The 21,640-nt window shown below is 68.6% G+C and carries 17 protein-coding genes and 2 pseudogenes; 7 read left to right on the forward strand and 12 right to left on the reverse strand.

Annotated elements, in window-relative coordinates; all coding sequences use genetic code 11:
• Positions 1–6 precede the first annotated feature (6 nt).
• Genes ACFVJX_RS25155 through ACFVJX_RS25175 form a run of 5 tightly spaced genes read right to left on the reverse strand, consistent with a single transcriptional unit; the run spans position 7 to position 5,118 of the window.
• Positions 7–1,125: a hypothetical protein gene (locus tag ACFVJX_RS25155; RefSeq protein WP_384128290.1), complete on the reverse strand. Its 1,119-nt coding sequence runs from the start codon at positions 1,123–1,125 to the stop codon at positions 7–9.
• Positions 1,125–2,237 (reverse strand): radical SAM protein, encoded by a 1,113-nt coding sequence (locus ACFVJX_RS25160; protein WP_384128288.1) that lies wholly within the window; start codon positions 2,235–2,237, stop codon positions 1,125–1,127. Before ACFVJX_RS25160 ends, ACFVJX_RS25155 begins: the two co-directional genes overlap by 1 nt.
• 3 nt (positions 2,238–2,240) lie before the next feature.
• Positions 2,241–3,239 carry a D-2-hydroxyacid dehydrogenase gene (locus ACFVJX_RS25165; protein ID WP_384128287.1) on the reverse strand — a complete coding sequence of 333 codons (999 nt, stop codon included), beginning with the start codon at positions 3,237–3,239 and terminating at the stop codon, positions 2,241–2,243.
• Complete coding sequence (locus tag ACFVJX_RS25170; RefSeq protein WP_384128285.1) at positions 3,236–4,546, reverse strand: glycosyltransferase family 4 protein; 1,311 nt, start codon at positions 4,544–4,546, stop codon at positions 3,236–3,238. Before ACFVJX_RS25170 ends, ACFVJX_RS25165 begins: the two co-directional genes overlap by 4 nt.
• A gap of 44 nt (positions 4,547–4,590) precedes the next feature.
• Positions 4,591–5,118, reverse strand: a complete 528-nt coding sequence (locus tag ACFVJX_RS25175) for an ATP-binding protein (RefSeq protein ID WP_384128283.1) — start codon at positions 5,116–5,118, stop codon at positions 4,591–4,593.
• Between the two features lie 202 nt (positions 5,119–5,320).
• Between ACFVJX_RS25175 and ACFVJX_RS25180 the strand changes: the two genes are divergently transcribed.
• Positions 5,321–6,766 carry a carph-isopro domain-containing protein gene (locus ACFVJX_RS25180; RefSeq protein WP_265690516.1) on the forward strand — a complete coding sequence of 482 codons (1,446 nt, stop codon included), beginning with the start codon at positions 5,321–5,323 and terminating at the stop codon, positions 6,764–6,766.
• Between the two features lie 10 nt (positions 6,767–6,776).
• Entirely contained in the window at positions 6,777–7,730 is a 954-nt protein-coding gene (locus ACFVJX_RS25185) for an FAD-dependent oxidoreductase (protein WP_384128281.1), read from the forward strand.
• Positions 7,731–7,878: 148 nt separating this feature from the next.
• On the opposite strand, the gene ACFVJX_RS25190 is transcribed toward ACFVJX_RS25185, so the two are convergent.
• Positions 7,879–8,805, reverse strand: coding sequence for a hypothetical protein (locus tag ACFVJX_RS25190; protein ID WP_384128279.1), 927 nt, complete (start codon positions 8,803–8,805; stop codon positions 7,879–7,881).
• 534 nt (positions 8,806–9,339) lie between these two features.
• On the opposite strand from ACFVJX_RS25190, the gene ACFVJX_RS25195 reads away from it, so the two are divergent.
• Positions 9,340–10,158 carry a DUF317 domain-containing protein gene (locus ACFVJX_RS25195; RefSeq protein WP_384128374.1) on the forward strand — a complete coding sequence of 273 codons (819 nt, stop codon included), beginning with the start codon at positions 9,340–9,342 and terminating at the stop codon, positions 10,156–10,158.
• Positions 10,159–10,416: 258 nt separating this feature from the next.
• On the opposite strand, the gene ACFVJX_RS25200 is transcribed toward ACFVJX_RS25195, so the two are convergent.
• The 6 genes and pseudogenes from ACFVJX_RS25200 to ACFVJX_RS25225 form a co-directional block, all read right to left on the reverse strand.
• On the reverse strand, positions 10,417–10,797 hold the full coding sequence (locus ACFVJX_RS25200) for a hypothetical protein (RefSeq protein WP_384128277.1): 381 nt from the start codon (positions 10,795–10,797) through the stop codon (positions 10,417–10,419).
• 108 nt (positions 10,798–10,905) lie between these two features.
• Positions 10,906–12,648, reverse strand: coding sequence for a mobilization protein (locus tag ACFVJX_RS25205; RefSeq protein WP_384128276.1), 1,743 nt, complete (start codon positions 12,646–12,648; stop codon positions 10,906–10,908).
• Positions 12,645–12,938 (reverse strand): mobilization protein, encoded by a 294-nt coding sequence (locus ACFVJX_RS25210; protein ID WP_384128274.1) that lies wholly within the window; start codon positions 12,936–12,938, stop codon positions 12,645–12,647. Before ACFVJX_RS25210 ends, ACFVJX_RS25205 begins: the two co-directional genes overlap by 4 nt.
• A gap of 541 nt (positions 12,939–13,479) precedes the next feature.
• Positions 13,480–14,771 (reverse strand): annotated as a pseudogene (locus tag ACFVJX_RS25215) (hypothetical protein).
• Positions 14,772–14,869: 98 nt separating this feature from the next.
• On the reverse strand, positions 14,870–15,568 hold the full coding sequence (locus tag ACFVJX_RS25220) for an ATP-binding protein (RefSeq protein ID WP_206433846.1): 699 nt from the start codon (positions 15,566–15,568) through the stop codon (positions 14,870–14,872).
• Positions 15,565–16,482, reverse strand: a complete 918-nt coding sequence (locus tag ACFVJX_RS25225) for a hypothetical protein (RefSeq protein ID WP_384128271.1) — start codon at positions 16,480–16,482, stop codon at positions 15,565–15,567. Before ACFVJX_RS25225 ends, ACFVJX_RS25220 begins: the two co-directional genes overlap by 4 nt.
• A 614-nt stretch (positions 16,483–17,096) precedes the next feature.
• Between ACFVJX_RS25225 and ACFVJX_RS25230 the strand changes: the two genes are divergently transcribed.
• The 4 genes and pseudogenes from ACFVJX_RS25230 (at position 17,097) to metG (ending at position 21,584) form a co-directional block, all read left to right on the forward strand.
• Complete coding sequence (locus ACFVJX_RS25230) at positions 17,097–17,348, forward strand: helix-turn-helix domain-containing protein (protein WP_384128269.1); 252 nt, start codon at positions 17,097–17,099, stop codon at positions 17,346–17,348.
• 203 nt (positions 17,349–17,551) lie between these two features.
• Positions 17,552–17,902, forward strand: coding sequence for a helix-turn-helix domain-containing protein (locus ACFVJX_RS25235; protein WP_384128267.1), 351 nt, complete (start codon positions 17,552–17,554; stop codon positions 17,900–17,902).
• Between the two features lie 30 nt (positions 17,903–17,932).
• Positions 17,933–19,431, forward strand: a pseudogene (locus ACFVJX_RS25240) (LacI family DNA-binding transcriptional regulator).
• A 431-nt stretch (positions 19,432–19,862) separates the two neighbouring features.
• The gene (gene metG, locus ACFVJX_RS25245; RefSeq protein ID WP_384128265.1) at positions 19,863–21,584 is read left to right on the forward strand and encodes a methionine--tRNA ligase; all 1,722 of its coding nucleotides are present in this window, start codon (positions 19,863–19,865) and stop codon (positions 21,582–21,584) included.
• Positions 21,585–21,640: the final 56 nt, after the last annotated feature.

The raw sequence follows: 21,640 nt of genomic DNA on the forward strand, positions 1-21,640 counted from the left end.
CTTGTGTCAGGGGTGGATGGCACTGGGCGGGAGGCTCAGGAATTCCTGCACCGTGGACTTCTGCCGGTTCCAGAGCGCGAGGGTGGTGCGCAGGGTGTCGGGGGTCGTCGGTCCGGTGGGGATCAGCCCGGCCATTCGGGCGGCCAGACGTTGGGCGGGAGTGGCCCCGTCCTCCGCGAGCGCGTTCAGGGTCTGTGCGGCGGAACGGAGTTCCTTCGCCTCCCGCCGGATCAGGTACTCGGTCGCGACACCGGGCGGCGGATCGAGGTAGTACAGCCAGCGGGCGACACGTACGCGGAGCATTCCGGCGGTCATTGCCCAGTCGGTAGGAGCGGACTCCTGGCCCTCGTCGAGAGGGTGGCTTGCCTGTGGAATGCGGCGCATGGCCGCTTCTAGGGAGACGTGTGCCGCCCGGAGTAGGTGGCGCGGGCTGCGGGGTCGCCCGTTGGGTCCGTCTTCGGAGTGCCGAAGAAACAGCTCGGCGTACGCGTCCAGCCCGTCCGGACGCCACTGGGTGAGCGCGGCGGTCTTGCCGGGGCAGCGCGTCCGTGTCGCGAGTGCGGCGGCGGCGAACCAGCAGGGGGCGAGGTAGTGCCAGGCCACGCAGTGACGCCTGTACGCGGTGATGTCCTCGACCACGTTGTCCGTGCTATCCGCCGCGAGCTGGTACCGGCCTCCGAGCCTCGACTGGAGGATTGCCCGGTAGAAGCGTTCGTCGGTCTCGCACCAGGGGGCCATCTGGGCCCGGGACCTCCAGCGTTGGAAGTCCCGGGCGCTACCGCTGATCAGCGACCAGGTCGCGAGCTCAGGTGCGCAGACGAGCCGTCCGTCCGCTTCGGGCACGGTGAATGCGAACCCGGGAGGATGCTCCAGAAGCCGCCCGTGGGAGACCTCCCGGCGGACCGCGGACTTATGCGCGGCGGCCAGACGGTGATTCCACTCCTCCCAGTTCGCGGGTGCCTCTGGAAGGAGGACACGCACGTCGATGTCGGAGTGGGGAGCCAGCAGATCGGCCAGCTGCCACTTGTGCGTGAGCATCACGGCCCCGACCTCGTGGGCGTCCAGCTCGTGTTCGTACAGCGTTCCGAGACCTGGGTAGAGCGGCGGCGCTTCGGCTGCGACCATCACTGCTCTCCGGCGGAGGCTCGGGTGCACGAGGGCTGGGCCGCGTCCGAGGGGAGGACGGGGAGCAGGGGCAGCAGGACCGGGGTGCCCTCGGGACGCTCCATCCGGTCCCAGCGAAGGTCGTAGTCGACGTAATGAAAGCCCTGCCAGGCGTCGTTCGTGTTGCGGTCGAGCATGGCCTGGAAGAGGTGGGCGAAGGCATTGCCGAGGGTGCTGTCGGCGAGGTGGGGCTTCAGGGGGATGTCACGGTTGTGGAGGATGCAAGGGCGGGCCACACCAGTGGGCGTGATCTTGATGCGATTGGCGTCGGAGCACGTGGCACAGCTGGAGTTGGAGATGAAGCCGATCGAGCCTGCCCAGCCTTCCGGACGGAGATACTGCCCGGGGCTACGGACCCCGAGCTGTTCACGAGAGACCTCCCCCGCACCCGCGAACCATTCGTGGAGACGATCACGGACGTCCGCCTCGTTGATGAACTCGGTGTCGAACAGCGCCTGTGCGGGCCCGATGTTCTGGAGTTCGATCAGACGGACGGCGACAGGTAGGTCGCGGGCCAACTCAGCCACGGCGAAGGCGTCGTCCAGGTAGGTGCGCTGGAGGACGCAGTTGATCTTCACCCGCATTCCGAGGGAGAGGGCCTCGTCGAGGGTGCGCGTAGTCGTGCGCGGATCGCCGCCGCCCATGATCGTGGCGGATCGCGTCGGGTCGAGGCTGTGGAGGCTGAGGTTGAGGTACGTCAGTCCGGCGCGGTGCAGCTTCTCCACGCTCAGCCCGCGGCGTAGGTTGCCGTGGCTCGTCATGCCGATCGCGGCGTCGGACCCGAGGCCGTCGGCGAGGCCCTCGATCACGTCGAGGATGTCCGCCCGCAGGGTCGGTTCGCCGCCGGAGCAGTGCGCCTTCCGGATCTTCCAAACCCCGGCTTCGGCGGCGATGGCCGCGTAGTCGGCGGTGGTCAGGGGGCGGTCTTTGTGCCCATAGTCCGGCATGCAGCGGGGCTTGCAGAACACGCAGTCCAGGTTGCACAACGAGTTCAGGGTGAAGGCCAGGTAGGGGTGGTTGCGGCCGGTAGCCGCGAAGGCTGCGATCAGGTCACGGTGGCGGGTGGTGGGCATGGGTCAGCCTCCTGCGAGGGGGGAATGTGCGTCGGGTGGTTGGGCCAGACCGGTGAGCGGCTGACCAGCAAGGAAGCGGCGCAGGTTCTCGGCGAAGAACGCGACCGCCTTGTCCATGTACGTGTGGCAGAGCGTCGAGCTCTTCGGTGTGAGCACGACCCGGGGGTGGAGCCGCAGCGGATGGCGAGCGGGCAGGGGTCTCGGGTCGGATACGTCCAGCGCGGCGCCCCGCAGGTGGCCGGTATGGAGGGCGGCCAGGAGGGCCGACTGGTCGACGGTTGTCGCACGGCCGAGGTTGAGGAAGATGGCTCCCGGCTTACAGGCCGTGAAGAGGGCGTGGTCGAAGAGATGGTGCGTGGCCCGGGTGGCCGGCAGCAGGTCGACCACCACGTCGGCGATGGCGACGGCCTGGTGCACCGCCGAGGCGTGCATCCAGGTGATCCCGTCCCCCGCTGCCACAGGCGGCGTCCGGCGTACTCCGATCACGTCCATGCCGAAGGCGCGGGCGGTGCGGGCGAGGTGGCCTCCGATGCTGCCGCAACCGACGATGGTCATCGTCGACCCGGCCAGGTCGAAGAACTCCTCGGCGAGGTCGTCCTTCCACCAGATCCGGTTCCGCTGAACGCGCTGGCTCGTGAACAACCCGCGAGAGAAGCCCAGGATCAGCCCCATGGCGTGCTCGGCCATGGGACGGCCGTGGAACCCGTACGAGCGGGTCAGGGCCACCCCGGCGGAGTGCGCCTCGGCAACGGGCAGATGGTCGGTGCCGGCGGCCGGGGATGCGATCCAGTTCAGATGCGGTGCGCCGGCCAGCCAGGAGGGTTCGAACCGCCAGCCGAAGTAGATGCTGGCTTCCGCTAGCCCGTACGGCACGTCCTCCTCGGCGGCCGTACGGAAATCCACGCCCGGGAAGGAAGCACGAAGGGAACGCTTGTGCTCGGCGGACAACCGCCAGAACGAGTGCGGGGATTCCAGGCTGATGAGTACCACCGTCCGACTCATCGGCCCCTGTATTCCTCGGTGGACGACGGGGCCAAAGCCCATGGGGCGATGCGGCCGATGGCGGAGCCAATGTTGGCCTCGTAGTCGTGGCGTGAACGCACCAGAGCCGCACCGGCGTTCCGGAGCCGCTCGCGTTCTCGGGGCAGGGCGGTCAGGGCTCGGTGCAGGGCGGACGCCAGGGACTGGGAGTCCGTGGGTGCGGCGGTGAAGCCGGTCTCGCCTTCGATGACGGTCTGGGCCAGTCCGCCGGCGCTGGTCGCGACGACCGGCCCCGCCCCCGCCGCGAACGCCTCCAGAGGTATCCGTCCGAAGGGCTCCTCGCGCGAGGGAACGACGACCGCGTGCAGCGCGGGGCTATGCAGCCAGGAGCGGATGGAGGGGGTGAAGCGGGTGATCAGCGTCGCGTCCAAGCCGGAGGCGCGGATACCTGCTGCCAGGTGCCTCTGGTACGAGCTCAGGTGCTCGTGTTCACATGACGTGACGGCCGCCAGGAGCAGATGCGGAAGGCGGACCCCTCGTTCCTTCAGAACGTGCAGCGCCTCCAGGAGGTCTTCGAACCCCTTGCTGGGCACCGCGCGCCCCATCGCAAGCAGAAAGCCGGCTCGGGCCTTGAAGGGCAGGGGCCGAACATGCGTCGGCCTGGCCATCTCCTCTCGGATCAGCCCGTTCGGGATGTTCACGATGTGCGCCTGCGGGATGGCACAGTTCGTGACGAGGTGGTTTCGCATGTGGGTGGAGATGGCCCCGATACGACCGCGCTGGGCGGTCGCCGCCCGCAGGGCCTCACGTTCCCAGCGGATTCGGGACAGGTCTCCAGGCCGCGTCAGGGCCGCTGCGGAGCGGGGGATGAGCAGCAGGTCTGTGGTCGGTGGCGTGTAAGCCGCGAGGCCGAGCAAGGGAACGTCGAGGCCGACGAGCAGACAGCGGCTCGTGCGATCGGCGACGCGTGCGGCAGCCTTCCCCGCCAGGGCGCACAGGTGCGTGGAGCCGCGGACCGAATCCGGGGGCATCTGGACCTCGGGAATCGTGAACACCTCGGCCTCCGCCTCGTCCAGCATGAGCTGGACCTCGCGGCTCCACCGCCGATCGTGCGCGACCGCTGTTTCAGAGACGGGTGGGGAGATCACGGAGAGGCGGCCCGTCGGCAGGAGGCGAGCGAGCGCCGTGAGAAAGGCACGGTTACTGAAGCCGGTGCCCGACTCAGCGCCGTAAAGGCCCTCGTGAAGGGCGACGACTACGCGAGGATGGCGGACGGCCGTCGGCGCTTCAGCGAACGGGGGCGGTGGGGTCGCATGGTCGATGCGCACCGTGTGGTGCCTCCTTCGAAGACAGGATTTTGCAGGCGCGAGCATCAGAGCGTTCTCGCAGGCGAAGCGCTGGACGCGCGCGTAAGCCGGCACCAGGCGCGGGTGCCGTCGGCGCCGGTCGTCAGGGACCAGGCGTCGGCCAGTGCCTCGACGAGGACCAGGCCCCGCCCCGATTCGACCTGCTCCTCGGGCGCCGGGTGAGAGGTAGGCGCGGGTCGAAGGCAGCCACCGTCGGTCACGGTGATCTCGACCTCCAGGCCACCGACGACCGGGATCCTGCGGTCCACGCACAGGACCAGAGGCGGGTTCCCTGAGGCGAACGCATTCGTTGCGAGTTCCGACCCGATCAGTCGGGCGTCGTCGAGCAGGTCCGCCTCTGTGCCGAGGAGCGCCACAGCGACGGCTTCCCGAGCGACCGCAGCCGCCCTCGGTCCGTATGGCAGGTCCGTGATCAGCGTGGTCGTACCGCCACCATCGGCGTACCCGTGTGAGGGCGCGGAGACCGGTCGCCCGGTGTCGCGCTCCAGCACACTGCCCGGACGGTCTCGGGAGGTGCTCGTGTGGTTCCTCAAAGCCCACCTCTTTCTCCGCCGGCGTCGAAGGCGGCGCCTTCCGCCGTGACTCAAGAACACCGGAGGAGGCCGGTCGTGCAGCACCCGATCAGCCGGTCAACTCGGTCAACTTCCTTGATAGGTAGGAGATTCGGCAGCTGCCTGCCCCACCATGGGGAGCGCGAAGTGGTCGACGAACCCCTGGGACGCGAGGTGGTCGCACGTGGCACAACAGGCAGGGGGACCGAACGCCGTGCTGTCGGGCTGCCTCGACGAACTCGGATGGAGCCCCAAGGCGCTTGCTCGCAAGCTCAACCGGGTGTTCGGAGCGGGCACCGTCGCTGAGTCGGCGCCGTACCACTGGAGGGACGGCGGTTCCCTTCCGCGTTCGCCGTTGCCGATGATGGCTGCCTACGTGCTCTCCCAGGAACTGGGCAGAGCCATCTCGGTGGCCGAACTGTGGCAAGGCCGCGCGGGCGACTCCTCGGCTCTCGTCCCTGCGGACACGGATCTCGCACGGCCCTGGACCGTGCAGGGCATGGAGGCGATCGTGGAAGACTGGGTGATGGGAGGGCTCGTCGACCGACGTCGATTCCTTGCGATCTCGGGCGCGGGGCTACTCGCGATCGTCGCCCAATACCTTGACGGAACGGCAGGCCGAGGCCAGTACGCGCCCCGGATAGCTCCGTCGAACGGCGCCGATCCACTTGTCGACCAGGTTGAGCAGCACCTGCCCATGCTCCAGTTGCTTGACGACGAGCACGGAGGAGCGCGACATCTCCCTTACGTAGGTGCTCAGTTCCGTGCGGTGGGACTACTCATTCACGATGGTGGTCACTCGCCCGTCGTGACAAGCAGGCTTATCCGCGCGCTCGCGGAGATCGGCCAGCTGGCCGGCTGGATGGCCTTCGACGCCGCCGATCACGGCCTGGCACAGCGCTACTTCGCCACGGCACTGCGAGCCGCGCATCAGGCCAACGACCTTCCCTTGTGCGCCCATATCCTCGGCGACCTCTCCTTCCAGGCAGCGAGCCGAGGACACCCAGCGGACGCAATCGCCCTCGGCGAGGCCGCCCGCCGCGCCAGCGAAGCCGCTCCGCCCGCCGCCCGGGCATCCGTCCTTTCTCGGCTCGCCTACGCGTATGCCGCCGCCGGCCGTGACAACGACTTCGCGCACACCCGGGGCTCTGCCCGAGAACTGATCGCAAGTCGGGACGGCAGCCAGGAGGAGCCCCGGTGGATGTACTTCCTGACCGACAACCACCTGGACTGCCAGGCCGGCTACGGCTTCATCCAGATGGGGCGCGCGCGGCAGAAGGCCGACGGCAGCACGAAGGCCCGACGATTCCTCGCGCAGGGGACCGAGATGCTCCGGTCCGGGGCATACGACGTTCCGCGTGGCGATCCCAGCCAACGGAGGGCCATGTTCGAAGGTGCCTGGCTGGCCTTGGGGCACAGCGCTCACGGAGACCTGGAGGCGGCCTGCGAGATCGGACAGATCGCGGCTGACCGCCTTGACGCCGTGCGTTCACCGAGGAGCGCCGCCCTACTGCACCAGCTTGCCGCGGACCTCCGCCGCCGCCAGCGCAACCCACACGTCCGCAGCTTCCTGCCGGTCCTCGAAGACGCCCTCGCCCGACATGCTCCATCCACGCCACCCGGCCGTTAATGTCGAGATCATGAACGCAGGGGAGCGCGTTGTTGTTGTCGGGGCTGGGGTGGCAGGACTGACCACCGCCGTCGTTCTCGCCGAGGCCGGGGCCTTGGTGCGAGTGATCGCCGAGCAGGTGCCCGGTGTCACCTCGCTGGCCGCCGGGGCGATGTGGGGCCCGTACCTGGTGGAGCCGAAGGACAAGGTCGACCGGTGGGGGCAGCGGTCCCTGGAGGTATTCCGGGAGCTGGCCGAGGACCAGGCCACGGGTGTCCGGCTCACCAGCGGCATCGAGGCATCGCGTACGGCCGAGTCTCCGCCGGACTGGGCTACGACCCTGCCGGGGTTCCGGCCGTGCGAGCCGACCGAACTTCCGACCGGGTTCACCGCCGGGTACCGGTTCACAGTGCCGCTGATCGACATGCCCGCGTATCTCGACTACCTCCTGCGGCGGCTGCATGCAGCGGGCAGCACGGTTGAGCAGCGACGTCTGGCCTCGTTCGCGGATGTCAGTCCGGCCACCGTGATCGTCAACTGCGCGGGCATGGGGGCCCGCGGCCTGGTCCTGGATCCAGAACTGCGGCCGATCCGCGGCCAGCACGTAGTCGTCACCAACCCGGGGCTCACCGAGTTCTTTTCCGAGGACACCGGCACTTCACCGGATCTGTTGTGCTTCTACCCGCATGGAGAGACCGTCGTCTTGGGCGGCACAGCCATCGACGGCGAAGGCGGCCTCGCCCCCGACGACAAGGCGGCGGCTGGCATTCTTGCTCGATGCGTCAAGGTCGAACCCGGCCTCGCCCGCGCCCGTGTCCTGGAGCACCGGATCGGCGCTCGGCCGAGCCGTCCTACGGTCCGCGTGGAGGCGGAGCGGGGGGAGGACGGTGCGCTGGTCGTGCACAATTACGGTCACGGAGGCGCCGGTGTCACTCTGTCGTGGGGGTGTGCCGAGGAGGTCTGGGGCTTGCTCGCTCTAGGCTGACTCTGGATTTGCAGCCGCCCTATTTCTCGCTTCGCGCGACGCTCTCGGAGGGACGACGTGACTCAACGTGGTTCTGACACCGGAGTGTGGCGGGCGACCGGTGAGACGGTAATCCGGTCCAGGCCGAAGCGTCGGGACGCCTTCCTAGCTACTCCGGGGCGTGCGCCAAACCGATGAGACGCAATGACATGACCTTGCGGTACTCCTCCAGCTCGGCCAGAGCAGCATCCAGTTCGTAGCCGAAGCACCCTTGCAAGTCCCGCAGGCACATCTCCATCGACGCCATCGCGACCATGATCGCGGTCACTACTGTGGCCGCTTCGCCAACAAGACCATCCTGGTCCTTCGACACGGTCCGGGCTCTGTTGGTCATCCAAGGACGGCCGTGGGCGGCACCTGATAGAAGGCCGTATGGCATCGGCAGCCACTCGGGCAGACGGCTCCTGACCCGCTCCGTGATGTTGAAGTCGAGGTTCGAAGCCTCGCCGTCCACTATGTACCCAGTGATTTTTCCGGCTTTGCTTCGGCGTGCCTCAATGCCGCAGTCGGCCAGCGCTTTTGTGACGTAGTCGTCGACTTCCGCGAACTCGTCTTCCTGCTCAAGGACCTGCGCGAGGTTCGCGCTGTGGTCCGTGTCCTTGCGCCATAGCCCGGCGCACCTGGCTAGCCGAAGCGAGCCAGAAACTGATGGATCGTAGAGGTAATCGGAGAAGAGGCAGCTCTCCAGCACGGCCCGTGCCATGACCAGGGTCGACCAGACCGGTGGAGGCTTCCGGACTATGTCGTGCTCCAGGGCCTTCACGTGGTCAAGGGCTGTATCCCACGACATGCCCGCGATCTCCAGCAGCATCCCGTATAGGGATCCTCTCGCCATACCGACCTTCGGGGTGCTGATGATGCTGGTGATCTCCGCCAGGAACAGCGCATCCTCGCTCTCCTCGGACTGCGCGAGGCTCTTCTCGACCATCTCCCGGTACTCCCGAAGCACCTCGGCCGCAGCCTCTGCGAAGGCGTCGGTGATCGGCACGTCCAGGAAGCGGACCTCTTCGCCCTCTGGCGTCTCTTCGTCATTCATGCCGAGAGCGTACGGACACCCACCGACATGACGGGCGTCATTTCCTGACAGCCACCGCTCACCACGCGGGGAAAACTCCGACCGTCATGTCTCACGATCGCTGTATAAGTGCAGTTGATATGAAGCGCAGAGTGAGACTGTGCAGCGAAATCTGAGACCGTTCAAGCGTCGCCCGTGTCCCAGTTCGCCGTGGGCAGACAGGGAAGAGCCAGGAAAGACTGGCCAGCGAGGGCAGAGGGATGTCAACGTAGACGACCCGCCAGAGCCCCAGGTCAGAGTGCTGATCGGTGCGCCTGCGGCTCCCCCTGGCCGCAGCTTCACCACTCGTTTAACTAGCTGGCGGCGCGACGCCGACAGCGGGCTCGGGCGCCTGCCGCCCGAGGTACGGCCGCGACACCCGGGCTGCCGCCCGGCGCCCCGGCGGTGTACCTCGGGCGCCTTCCGCCCGAGGTAGTCGTCGCCATGAACCGGCAGGCTCCCGTCCAGGCGCTTCCGCGCCGCGTTGCCGACGGCAAGTGCGCCCGAACCCGGCCCTTGGAGGCACTCCTGAATCCGAACTACCCGTTCGATCCCTCTTTCGCGGCCGGCGCTCTTCCCGCGTACTGGGTCAGCCCCCGACACCTGGCCGGCGATGACGGCCGTCTCTGCGATGTCGTCGCGGACAGCCTCGCCGGTCTGGGCTGGGCGAGTCTGACAGCCGTGCGAGGACGGCGAGACTTCGATGAGCTGGGAGATCACCAGGTGGTGCGCAGCACCGTCCTGCACATCAGTCCCGACGCTCTTCGGTGGGCACAGTGGATGCTGGCGGACGAGCCGTTCCACCTCGGTGGCCTGCCGGTCGCGTGGCAGGTCTCGGCCCGCTCGGACACCACCAGTTCGCTCGCGGACTGGTCCGCCTACTTCACCCCAGGCGTACCGGGAGAGGCCATCACCGAGTTTCTCCTGGCGCTCGACCAATGCAGCCAGCCCACCACCTTGTACGACGATCCCGAGGTGGTCCTCGCTGCGGCCGCCGGGCACGGTTGGCTCCGCGACGCCGACCAACCCCACGCGGCGGCGATGCACCCCACCTTCACCGCCCGCCTCAGCCTCGGTGAGGTGCCGCCCCTCATCCAGGATGCCGACCCCAGCGTCCTGACCGTCGAGGGGGACGGGCAGGTGGCGATGGGCTGGCAGGCGTGGGCTGAGCCTGCAATGGGGGCTCCGTACCTGTGGGCCGCCTCATTCAGCGCGAGCGTGCCGCATCGTTTGGTCGCCGCGTTCGCCTCCTCGCTCAGCTCCACGGCACCGGTACTGCGCCGGGTGCTGCCGGACAGCACGCGGGACCAGCTCCTGTGCGCCCCCGCCAGCTGAGAAGCGCCCCCCCCCGCGTAACAAAGCCGGGCCTCCCGTCTGGGCGGCCCGGCTTTGTGCTGCTCTAGCAGGTCTTGTGTGCAGCGGACTCGTGGCTGCTGGGGCGGGACCGTGTCAACACTGGGTGCTATGTCCCGCTTGCTGGCACCGCTGAGCGACGGTGCCTATCTGATCTCTCGTCGCTCCGATCGCTGAGGCTGGCAGACACTCCGGCCAGGCCGATTCCTCGCCCTGGTCGAACAACGACGCGGCCCTTCGTCAGTAGGTGTTGGCGGTGAAGGGGCGCGGGGGTTTGGCTACGAGGCCGAGCAAGCGGTTGAACTCCGTCCGGTCCTCTTCGCTCATGAGCTCATGGGCGTTGCCGAGGTTCTTCACGGTGAGCTGCTGCATGAACGGGGCGAGGAAGCGCTGCAGTGCTTCCGAGGCGTCAGACCGTGCCTGCCGGTGCTTCACGAAGCGCTTGAACTGCGCGTCAAAATCGAGGAACTCGCTGCGAGTCGCTGTGAGGACATGAGCCTGTTCCTCCTTGCTGAACGGCCGTCCATCGCGATGGCTCCACGTGTTGGTGTCGGCTCGGTACTTGAAGTCCGCGTCGGCGAGGAGGGCGATGATGTCGGGTCGGGATGAGGGTGCGGTCATACGGGTGTGACGCTCCTTGTGGGATTGGGTGAGGAGCATTAATCGTCTGGAGAATCGCCGGTTGGGCTAACCGGCGATCGTCGGCTATGTTGCGCCCGTTTCCCCGGGTCAGTGCCTGCGGCTGGAGTGGTTCGACGCCTGAGCCGCGGGCGGTGTGGCGGAGGCCGATGTCGGGATGCGCCGGCCGTCTCGGGTGCCTGCGGTCTGGAGGCTTTCGGGTGCTGCTGCGGGCAGGTGGGCGCTGCGGCGCAGGCGCCAGACGAGGCCATCGCTGATGGAGTCGGCGCTGCCGAGCTCGCGTCGCCGGGCGGCGTCGGTGAGCAGTGCGGCGGGGTCGTGGCCCGCTTGGCGGGCGTCGGCGAGGGTGGCGGCCAGGGCGGGCCAGCCGGTCTCGGCCTGGATCCGTTCGGCGAGCTCTGGCAGTGCCTGGTGCAGGAGATCGGCTTGCCTCTCTCGAATACGCGGTGCCATCCGTTGGCCTCGCTGGCGGAGGGTGGCGATGGGGTGGGCTGCGGCTGCCTGGTAGGCGGTGCGTAGGTGTTCGGCGGCTTGCTGGGCTGCGGCTGCCTGCTGGCTGTGGTGCCTTTTGGCGTGCCAGTTCGCTGCGGCGATGGCGAGGAAGATGGCCATGTCGATGACCATCGCCGTGGTGGCTCCGTCTTCGCTGCGGCCGAGTGCGGGGCCACTGTGGACGAGATCGTGTGCGGCCTGCCGCAGAGCGTGGTCATGCCCGCGTACGGCGCGGACATGGGAGCGGCCGGCCCGCTCGAACGCGTTGGCCGCCTCCCGCAGTTCCGCACGGGTGTGCGCGGCAGAGGTCTTGGCGAGCGCGTCCAGGACCTCACCCGCTTCGGCGATCTGCGCTGCCGCCATGCCGTCGTCGCCGTGGTCGATGATCAGTAGGGCCTGCCAGCCGGCGGCTGCGGCCCGGCGCCGAGCGAACGCGGGATGGGTCACCTGCGGCAGGGCGGGCTGCACCGGCTCAGGCCCACCCTCGGTGAGTGCTTCTGCTTGGAGGGACCAGCGTTCGCGGATGCGGGGCAGGGACAGGTCGGGTGCGAGGGTGGAGCCGGCATAGAAGACCGGCTCGTTGTCCTTGCTGCGGTCACTGGGCAGCGCGACCTTGTAGCCGAGCAGATCGCCCGAGGGTGCGATCCGCTTGCGGATCAGAAGGCCGTCGGCGGCCAGACGGTCGAAGAACTCATCTGTGGAGGCGGCGCCGGCCGACGCGCCGCGCACGGTCTCGCGCAGCTCCTCCCGCACCGTGCGCTCTCGCCCTTGGCGTTCGGCTTTGTGGCGCTCGGCGCTGGTGGGGCGTTTGGCTGCGGTGCCGTCGCCGGGGGTCACGCGGTGTAGGTCGTAGTGGGCTTCGATGAGACGGGCTTCGGTCTGGGCGCGTTGGCCGGAGCGGTGGTGGTCGGGGCGGCGGCCGTTCTCGCGTACGAGGGTGCCGATGATGTGGATGTGGTCGTCGGCGTGGCGGACGGCGGCCCACCGGCACCCGGCGTCGTCTGGGCCGCCGGAGTCGATGCCGGTGGCGGCGACGATGCGGCGGGCGATGTCGCCCCATTCCTCGTCGCTCAGGATGCGGTCGGTGCGTGCTGCGCGGACGGAGCAGTGCCACACGTGCTGTTCGGGGCGCTGGTCTTCGTCGAGGAGGTGCAGTGGCTGGTCGAGAAGCCGCTGGAGGTCTTCCTTCGTCGCGGAGGGGTCGCGGCCGGGGTCAGGCGCCATATCGTCGAAGGAGGCGACAAGGTGGGGGTCGACGTGCTCTTCGCGGGTGCCCTTGCCGTAGAGGTAGTTGAGCAGGCCGCGGGTGCTGCTGCCTTGCTTGTGGATGCGGGGGATCAAGTGGGCTCGTCTATCTGCCGGTTATTGATCCGCTCCACGGCCGCCTTGGTGGCGGTGGCCGCGCGGCGGACGTAGGTGAGGGTTTCCTCGATGCGGGTGCTGTCGATGTGGCCGCCCGAGTTGAGTGTCTTGGTGATCTGGTTGAGGTTGCTGCCGGCCCAGCCGAGCTTGCGGCTGGTGGCGAAGAGCTCGGTGAGGATGTCGTGGTCGGCGGCGATGGTGGCGGCGGTGCGGGTCTGGTCGCGGGCGGCGGCGAGCGCGGAGTGGGCGAGGAAGCCGGCGATGCTCATGCCGACGGCATCGGCGCCGGCCTGGATGAGTGTGCGTTCGCGTTCGTTGAGTCGGACGCTGTGGGCGGGGCGCTGCTTCTTGTCGCGCGGGCGGGGTTTCCCCTTGGTCAGGCGCGTGTGACCGGCCTTACTTGGCTGCGAACCGCCCTCGGTCGCAGCCCTCCCGTCCGGCGCCCCCTGGCGCTGGTCGGGCCCCGCCACCCCTGGGGCGGGGTCGGGTTCGGACGCTCCCCTTGCGGGGGAGTGTCCGAACCTCCAACTTGCTCCGCTTTGGGCTGGCGTGGCTTGGGGCGCGTTCTGATGCTCTGGGCTGTGGGTGCATGAATCCTGCATGGAGAGCAGCTCCTGGTTGAGGGGAGAGGGCAGCGGACCAGGTCGACGTACGGGCAGCGTCCCCAACGCCCGCTGGTTCGAGCGGTGAGTCGTGAGGGAGGGCCGTGCGTGCCTGGTCAAGCGGCGCGAATGGGGCGGGGTCGTGGGACCAGACGGGGGTGCTGGTCCACGGCCCCCGTGCGGCGTTCAGGGCTGACCGGATATCCGGTCAGCCCGTGGGGACGGCGGTCTCGCAACCCTGCTCTGCGGCCAGGAGGGCCTTGAGTTCGGTGAGCCGGTCCTCGGAGATGGGGAGTTCGGCCTTGCGGATGGCGTTCCGTAGCACGGCGCGGGTGGCTGTTCCGTGCATGGCGATGGCCGCTCGGCCGATCGCGAGGAGTTCGTCCATCTCGGCACCGGGAGGACGTCCGTAGCGTTGGGTCGCAGGGACGTCGTCCTCGTGGGAGGGCTCGGTGGTCTCGCGGGTGGGGACCGAATCGTGCAGGGGAAGTTGGTTCTGCACGGATCGAGGAGGCAGGGACTCAAGACGAAGGTTGGAGTCGGCGTGCTCCCCGGCTTCCTCGCTCGGCAAGTCGAAACCTGCACCCGATCGGCTGCGCGGCGGAGTCGTCTCGACATGGCGAATGGCGCCTTCGTTCGGAGTGAAGGCGGTCCAAGGCGATGGCAGTTCGATCGTGGCCAGCGCTGTCGCGTGACGGCGGACCGCAAGCTGGTGCAACAGCACTTCGTGCTGGCGCTGGTCGATTCCCACAGACGCTTGGGCGACGGCGCGGGAAAGCCGTCGCGCGGTTCGCCGGCCTCGCCAGCCGGCGCGCTGCTTCGGGGTTCGCTCCGCAAGGCGCGCGGCCAGTGCGACGGCTCTGCGGGTGGCACGGTCGCGGCTGATCTGCGCGGCGTCACGATCGTGCTCGGCGACCCAAGGCGCGAGAGGCCGCGTTCGCGTATTTCGCGCCCGATCCGGGCGAGGAGGCTGTGGGAGGCCGCCTCGGGCGTGCGGATGCGCAGTTCGATGCCCATGGCGTGGTGCCAGAGCAGTGCGGCCATGACCGGTCCCACGAAGGCCCGTACCGTGCCGCCGACCACACCCGACTCGGCGTACGCGGGGATCACCTGCACAGCGGTGATCACCCAGGTCAGGGCGCCGGGCAGGCCGGGTGCTTGTTTGGGACCGCGCAGGTTCTGCCGCGCCAGCAGGGCCGTGGCGAAGAGGGCGAGTTCGGCGGCGGCGAACATCGCGATGCGCTCGGCGGTGCCGCTCATGTCCAGGTAGTCGGCGGCGAACTGCCAGCTGGTGTCAGCGCTGTAGGCGGTACATCCGACCGCGGCCAGTGCGGCGACCCTGACTGCGGGCGTTCCGGGCTGTCGCTTGGCGTGGTTTCGGGGAGAGCGTCGGTAGATCAGCCAGCTGACCAGCAGCACCGTGCAGGTGGCCAGGAGAGCGGCGAGCGCGATAGGTATCGCGTTCCAGTACCCGAGTGCGGGCATGGCAAGTTCCGTCATGCAGGGGTCTCCAAAGGGCCCGCCGCGCTGTGTGGGCAGGCGTGGGCGCGGGCGGGCGGTGTGGTGAAGGTGAGCTGGTGCGGGGCGGCGCCGTGCGGTCAGGCGGAGAGCTGGCGTCTGCGGTCGGCGCCGGTGAGGACGACGGTGGTGGTCATCTCGGCGAGACGGGAGGCGACGCGGTCGCCGACGGCGTCGCGGAGCGCGGCGGTCGGCAGATTGGTCGTGAGGAGGGTGGGGAGCAGATCGGTGTACCGGCGGTTGATCAGGCGGTAGGTGATCTCCTCGGTCCACTCCGACTGCTTGGCTGCGCCGAGGTCGTCCAGGATCAGCAGTGGGCAGGTGCTGAGCGTGGCGAGGTCTCGCTCGGCGTCGTGGCCGGGGCGAGGGCGCAGGCGGGCGTACAGGTCGGCCGTGGTGGCCGCCTCCCACCGCAGCCGCACCCCGGCGGTCAGCAGCGAGCGCACCGCGCCGTACGCCTGGTGCGTCTTACCGGTGCCGGTGGGCCCGGCGATCAGCAGGGACGGTCCGAGTGCGATGCCCCGAGTGCCGCTCGGTCCGGGCCGTGCGGCGAGGGCCACCTCGTCGACCCAGGCGGCAACCTGCTGGTGGCCGGCGAGCGCGTGGCGGTAACGGGGCGGGATGCGGGCCGCAGCCAGTTCCAGCGCGGTCACCCGTTCCGAAGGAGCCTCGGCAGGTGACGTAGTTGGATCGATGCCCCGTTCGGCGAGGATGGTGCCGAGGCGGGCGGCGAGGGTGTTCATGCGCTGCGGCTCGCGGCTGGTGGTGGCTGTGGTCACAGCTGACCCCCGTAGGCCGCCTCGACGTCAGCGGGCGCCGGGTTGGTCCATGCCCGGTGCGGGGCAGCAGCTGCCCGTGGGGCGTTCATGGCCTCGTCGACCAGGCTCGGCAGCAGCCCAGCGGACAGCCCCTTGGTGCGCATGCGGTCCATCCCGGCCCTGATGTGGTCGGGGGACAACCCCTCGCCGAGCAGTTTGCTGACCACCTTGCCGAGGTGGCCGAGGACGTCGCTGGGCGGGCGGTGCCGGCATGCGGCGACGTGCTCGGCGACCAGGTCCTTGGCCGAGACCGAACCCGAGACGGCAGGGGGCGCGGGGGCGCTTGCGCTCCCCACCGGAGGTGATCCTAGATCCAGGATCCTAGGTCCTAGATCCGGACCCTGAGTCCTCACCGCAGTCTCCCAGCGTTGTGGTGAGGGCTCACTGAAATTGCCCTGACCTGCGGTTTTCCGGTTCACGGAGGGCTCGCTGTATCCGCGTGACGCATCAGGGCGTCCACCGTGAGGGCTCACGGCCTGTTCATGGAGGGCGCCGTGAACAGGCGAGGTCGCCTCGTCCGACCGGCTGCCCTGGTGGCGCGGGCAGGCCGGGCAGCGGCTGCCGCTGGGCCGATTGATCTTCTGGTGACGGGCCCAGGTGACGATGTGCAGGTACCGCTTGCCGTCGTCGCCCTCGTACCGGCAGATCAGACCCGCACTGTCGAGCTGCGTGAGGTCGTCCTCGACCTCCAGCGGGCCGTGCTCGGGGCGCAGGGACCACAGGGCACCGGCGATGACAGCGGCCTGGTCGCGGAAGCGACCGTGGTCGTCCGCCTGCGTAAGCAGGCCGAAGAAGGTCCGCTCGGCATGGACGCTCACCGCGGCGAGCGACTCGGAGATGAAGGCTTCCGGCTTGATGGTGCGTATCCGCGCCATGTCTATCGCCCCGCCTTCGTGGGCCGAGCAGGCGAGTTCGGCGACGGGGATGCGACTACGGCCACGAAGGCAGTAGCTTGTTGGGGCATGCACAGTTCCTCACCCGGTGGCGTTATGACCGCCACCGTCTTGATCGTTCAGGTACGGGCGATATCGGTAGGGACTTCTTGGCCCCCGGCGTTGGCCCGCCGGGGGCTTCTTCATGTGCTCGGAACCGCAGGGGTTTCCGGGCGCATGGCCAAGACAGCCACATCTTCCCCGCACAAGTCCAGCATTCCGCCGGGAAAGCAAACAGCTCTCGGCGAACGTGTCGTGCGCGGCCTCCTTAAAACGGTAGACCCGAATCGCCGGTTGGCCAAGAAGTTGCATAAATCCGGCAGTTGGCCAGTGAATCCTTGGGTGGCGCTGGTGAGCGCGCGATGCAAGATGCCCACGTCGAGCACCACGTAGGTGCTACCAGCATGAGGGCATCAGGTGATTTGGTCATCCGCCAATTCCGGTCTATGTTGCGCCGCTCGCAAGGAGCCTGAGGACCAGACCTGACAAAAAAGATGCGAAACATAGCAGCACATCGCCGGTTACCCAAACCGGCAATGCAGAGCTACAACTGACCCATGCCTAAAAGCCCCTTGGGAATTGGTCCGGCCGGCGTGCTGACCGCCCGCGCCATTACCCGTGCCCGCACAGCGCGCGGATTCGCCCAGCGCCAGCTGGCCGAACGGGTCACCGCGCTCGGCCGACCCATGACCATCACGATGCTGTCCCGCATCGAATGCAGACAGCGCCGCTGCGATGCCGACGACCTCGTCGACATCGCAGCCGCTCTCGGCCTCTCCCCGCTCGCCCTGCTCGCCGAGACGAGTTAGCCGAACGAGCCCCAACAGCGCTCCCCGGGTGGGCCAACACCCGGCAGCCGCTACGCACATCACCTCGCCCGTACCTGAAACACCAAGACCGGCGTACCCGTCTCCGCACGGCTGCGCCAGAGAAGGAACCTCCTTGCGCCGAGAGGCCATTCCCCCTGCTCCGTTGCCGTTCCGCCTCTGTACCGCGAAGGAGGCGATCTTGCATGGCTGAGCAGCCAGGGACCGGCGTAGCGCCGCCCCGCCTCTACCGTCCCGAGGACATCGCTGCTGTTCTCGGCTGCTCTGCCTGGTGGGTCAAGGACAGGGCCCGCCGGCGGCTGATCCCCTTCACCCGGGTCGGCCGCGCGTACCGCTTCACCGCAGAACACCTCGCAGAGATCATCCGCCTCCACGAGGAACGGCCCGCACGGGCACACCAGCCCGTCACAGCTCGGGCCGCTGCCAAGGCTGACGCCCAGCAGGCGAATGCCGCCCAGCGTGCCGCGCCCACAACCCGCCTGCGGGCGCGGCCTCCGGCCCGCGCCAGGCAGAGCCAGTTCAGCACCGTCGCCTGACACGACCGCGTACCAAGGGAGAGGAGGAGCGTGGGTTTCGCGGAGAAGCGCGCGAACTACTGGCGTGGCCGGTACAAGACCGCACCTGGGAAGCACCTCACGGTCGTCGACGAGCAGGGCAAGGCGATCAAGTTCGCCACCAAGGGCGAGGCTCAGCGCGCCGCGAGCGAGGCCGAGAACAAGTACCGGCGCGGCGACTGGCGTGACCCGGCACTCGGGCAGGAGACGTTCGGCGAGTACGCGAGCCGCTGGTACGAGGCCCAGGACCTGGCCGCATCGACGATGCAGAACTACAAGCGCCACATCGAGGAGCACCTGCTTCCCGACTTCGGGGACCATGCGCTCGCCGGCATCCTGCGCTCGGACGTCGACCGGTGGGAGAAGAAGGAAAGGGCCCTGTACGCGGCCTCCAGCGTCAAGACCTGGCGCTCGACGTTCCACCTGATCTACGAGGACGCGAAGGGCTGATCACGTCGAACCCGGCGACCAGGCGGCGTGGGCGGGGCAAGCGCGCGGGCCGCTCCCGTGACCGAGGCCCGGAAAAGGTCGTCACCGATCCGCTCGGCATCCTGTTGATCGCCGAACGAGCAGCACTACTGTCCGGCCGAGATGACGAGTTCGTCGCCGTCGTCCTCAAGGGATACACCGGCATGCGCTGGGGCGAAATAGTCGGCCTGGAGACCGAGTTCGCCCGACCTGGGTCCGTCCGTGTCGAATGGCAGCTGTACGAACTGGACTCGGGCGAAATGGTGCGCTGCCCGCCCAAGGACGACAGCTATCGCACCCTCGACTCGATGGACTGGCTGTCCGCCCTGGTCGCCAATCACGTCGCCCGCACGGAGCCGACGCACTGTACCTGCCACGGTAGGACCTACGTCTTCCGCGGGCAGGGCACGGCTCGTACGGGCGGCCACCACGGTGCGAAACTCGTCGACGTCGCACGCCGTGCCGAAGTCTCCACGGGGACAGTGTCCAACGTCCTCAACCACCCCGATCGCGTCGCTGAGGCGACGCGAATGCGGGTAGAGGAGGCCATCACGGACCTCGGGTTCGTACGAGGCGGCGCGGTGGTGGAGCCTGCGGCCCACTGGCGCAGGAACGGTTTCGCGACGTGGTTGTTCACCCCGGCGGTATCGGGCTGGTATCCGAAGAAGGCCCCGCAGGAGACACGACCCGTGCCGCTACTCGGGGAGCCGTGGCCAGGAGTCCCCGCGCGAGGGCGCGGCGCCGGCCAACGGGCCGACGCCTGCTGGCTCCCGGTCGTCAAGGGCCTCACGCCTCACGGACTGCGCCACGCCCATAGGACCGTGATGGAGGACCTCGGCACCGAGAAGGTCCTCATGGACCAGCGCATGGGACACATCGACGGCTCCGTCTCGGCGCGCTATGCCCATGTCACCCCTGGCATGCGCAAGCGCCTCATGCTCGGCCTGACCGAGCAGTGGGAGACAGCACTCGCTGCCCGCCTGGCGATGTGCCCCACGTCGCCCGTGCACGTGCTCGACGCCCTCCTTCGTGCACGGAGTTAGCACAGGCCGAGGCGAAGCCTGGGCGGTGAGAGGCACCTGGACTTCGCTGTTCGCAGGGTGACGCCGGTCCGGAGTGCGTGGCCCTGCTGGGAGAGGGGTCTTGGATCGTATGAATCACCCTTCGGTCTCGTGTGAGACAAGGAGTGCGCAACCACGGACATACGGGCCCCTAACACGAGGACCGCCTCGGCCGTCCGAGACTCGCCTGGCCGCCTGTCTCGGACGGCCGAGTGCGTCTTCGCACAGGCTCGTCCGATGGAAAAAACGGCTCGCCGGGGTGGCACCCAGGTGCCATACGATTGCGACGGCTTGCAGCGCCAACCTCACTACGCGTGACCGGGGCGACCTGAGCGGTCGCGCCCGCTGCACTCTCCCGACCTGGGCCCGCCGTGGCACTGTCACCGGCGCCGTACGAAATGGAGCATCCAAGGATGGCTCGACACCTGGTAACCAGCGCGCTTCCCTACATCAACGGGATCAAGCACCTGGGCAACATGGTCGGGTCGATGCTTCCGGCGGACGTGTACTCCCGGTACCTCCGCCAGCGTGGCCACGACGTCCTGTACATCTGCGCCACCGACGAGCACGGGACACCGGCCGAGCTGGCGGCCAAGGCGGCCGGAGTGTCGGTGGCGGAGTTCTGCGGGCAGGCCCACGACGCGCAGAAGGCCGTGTACGACGGCTTCCAGCTCGCCTTCGACTACTTCGGACGCAGTTCCTCGCAGCAGAACGCCGAGATCACGCAGCACTTCGCGCGCCAGCTGCACAAGAACGGCTTCATCGAGGAACGGGCGATCCGGCAGGTGTACTCGCCGGTCGACGGCCGCTTCCTGCCGGACCGGTACGTCGAGGGCACCTGCCCGCTCTGCGGCTACGACAAGGCCCGCGGCGACCAGTGCGAGAACTGCACCCGCGTCCTCGACCCGACCGACCTGCTGAACCCCCGCTCAGCGATCAGCGGCTCCACGGAGCTGGAGGTCCGCGAGACCACGCACCTGTTCCTGCTCCAGTCGAAGCTCCAGCACGAGGTCGAGGCGTGGGTCGCGCTCCACGAGGCGCAGTGGCCGCAGCTATCCTCCTCCATCGCCCGCAAATGGCTGACCGAGGGCCTCCACGACCGCGCCATCACCCGTGACCTGGACTGGGGCGTCCCGGTTCCGACCGACACCTGGCCGGAGCTCGCGGCCGAGGGCAAGGTCTTCTACGTCTGGTTCGACGCCCCGATCGAGTACATCGGGGCGACGAAGGAGTGGTCGGACGCCGCCCCGGCCGGCGAGCGCCGTGACTGGAAGTCGTGGTGGTACGAGGCCGACGACACCGTGCGCTACACCCAGTTCATGGCCAAGGACAACGTCCCGTTCCACACGGTGATGTTCCCGGCCACCGAACTCGGCGTCCGCGAGCCGTGGAAGAAGGTCGACGTCGTCAAGGGCTTCAACTGGCTCACGTACTACGGCGGCAAGTTCTCCACCTCCCAGAAGCGAGGCATCTTCACCGACGCCGCGCTGGAGATGCTGCCGGCGGACTACTGGCGCTACTTCCTGATCGCCAATGCCCCCGAGTCCGACGACTCCTCCTTCACTTGGGAGCACTTCGCCGCCACGGTCAACAAGGACCTGGCCGACACCCTCGGCAACTTCGTCAACCGCGTGCTGTCCTTCTCCCGCAAGCGCTTCGGGGACGACGTCCCTGCGGGCAATGCGGCAGGCGAGGCGGAAGCGCGGCTGGGCGAGGAGATCGCGCGGCTTCTGGCCGAGTACGAGGAGCACATGGAGGCCCTCCAGTACCGCAAGGCAGGGGCGGCGCTGCGGGCCCTGTGGTCGGCAGGTAACTCCTACCTGGAGGAGAAGGCCCCCTGGCTGGAGATCAAGACCGACCCGGAGGGTGCGGCCCTGACCCTGCGTGCAGCGATGAATCTCATCCACCTCTACGCGATCGTCTCCGAGCCGTTCATCCCCGCCTCGGCCGCCGCCATGCGCGGTGCCTTCGCCCTGGAGAGCGACACCGCGACCTGGGTGACCGCCGAGCAGGCGAAGTCCCTGGACGCTGTCCCGGCCGGCACCCCGTTCACCGTGCCGCCGGTGCTCTTCGCGAAGATCCCGGAGGAGGACCTGGAGTCCTACCGCGAGCGCTTCGGCGGAGCCGACGTCTGAGGCGGCTGGGCTAACGACTCGGGGAGCAGTCTGGTTCGGGGTGTGTCTACCTGGCC

Source organism: Streptomyces sp. NPDC127177 (assembly GCF_042672475.1).
Classification (GTDB): Bacteria; Actinomycetota; Actinomycetes; order Streptomycetales; family Streptomycetaceae; genus Streptomyces.

What these genes read in the sequence shown, in the direction of transcription:
- ACFVJX_RS25190 (WP_384128279.1), bottom strand. Translation starts at nt 8,805, where the DNA reads ATGAATGACGAAGAGACGCCAGAGGGCGAAGAGGTCCGCTTCCTGGAC.
- ACFVJX_RS25235 (WP_384128267.1), top strand. Translation starts at nt 17,552, where the DNA reads ATGGCTGAGCAGCCAGGGACCGGCGTAGCGCCGCCCCGCCTCTACCGT.
- ACFVJX_RS25230 (WP_384128269.1), top strand. Translation starts at nt 17,097, where the DNA reads ATGCCTAAAAGCCCCTTGGGAATTGGTCCGGCCGGCGTGCTGACCGCC.
- ACFVJX_RS25165 (WP_384128287.1), bottom strand. Translation starts at nt 3,239, where the DNA reads ATGAGTCGGACGGTGGTACTCATCAGCCTGGAATCCCCGCACTCGTTC.
- ACFVJX_RS25185 (WP_384128281.1), top strand. Translation starts at nt 6,777, where the DNA reads ATGAACGCAGGGGAGCGCGTTGTTGTTGTCGGGGCTGGGGTGGCAGGA.
- metG (WP_384128265.1), top strand. Translation starts at nt 19,863, where the DNA reads ATGGCTCGACACCTGGTAACCAGCGCGCTTCCCTACATCAACGGGATC.
- ACFVJX_RS25210 (WP_384128274.1), bottom strand. Translation starts at nt 12,938, where the DNA reads ATGAGCATCGCCGGCTTCCTCGCCCACTCCGCGCTCGCCGCCGCCCGC.
- ACFVJX_RS25160 (WP_384128288.1), bottom strand. Translation starts at nt 2,237, where the DNA reads ATGCCCACCACCCGCCACCGTGACCTGATCGCAGCCTTCGCGGCTACC.
- ACFVJX_RS25225 (WP_384128271.1), bottom strand. Translation starts at nt 16,482, where the DNA reads ATGGCGCGGATACGCACCATCAAGCCGGAAGCCTTCATCTCCGAGTCG.
- ACFVJX_RS25200 (WP_384128277.1), bottom strand. Translation starts at nt 10,797, where the DNA reads ATGACCGCACCCTCATCCCGACCCGACATCATCGCCCTCCTCGCCGAC.
- ACFVJX_RS25155 (WP_384128290.1), bottom strand. Translation starts at nt 1,125, where the DNA reads ATGGTCGCAGCCGAAGCGCCGCCGCTCTACCCAGGTCTCGGAACGCTG.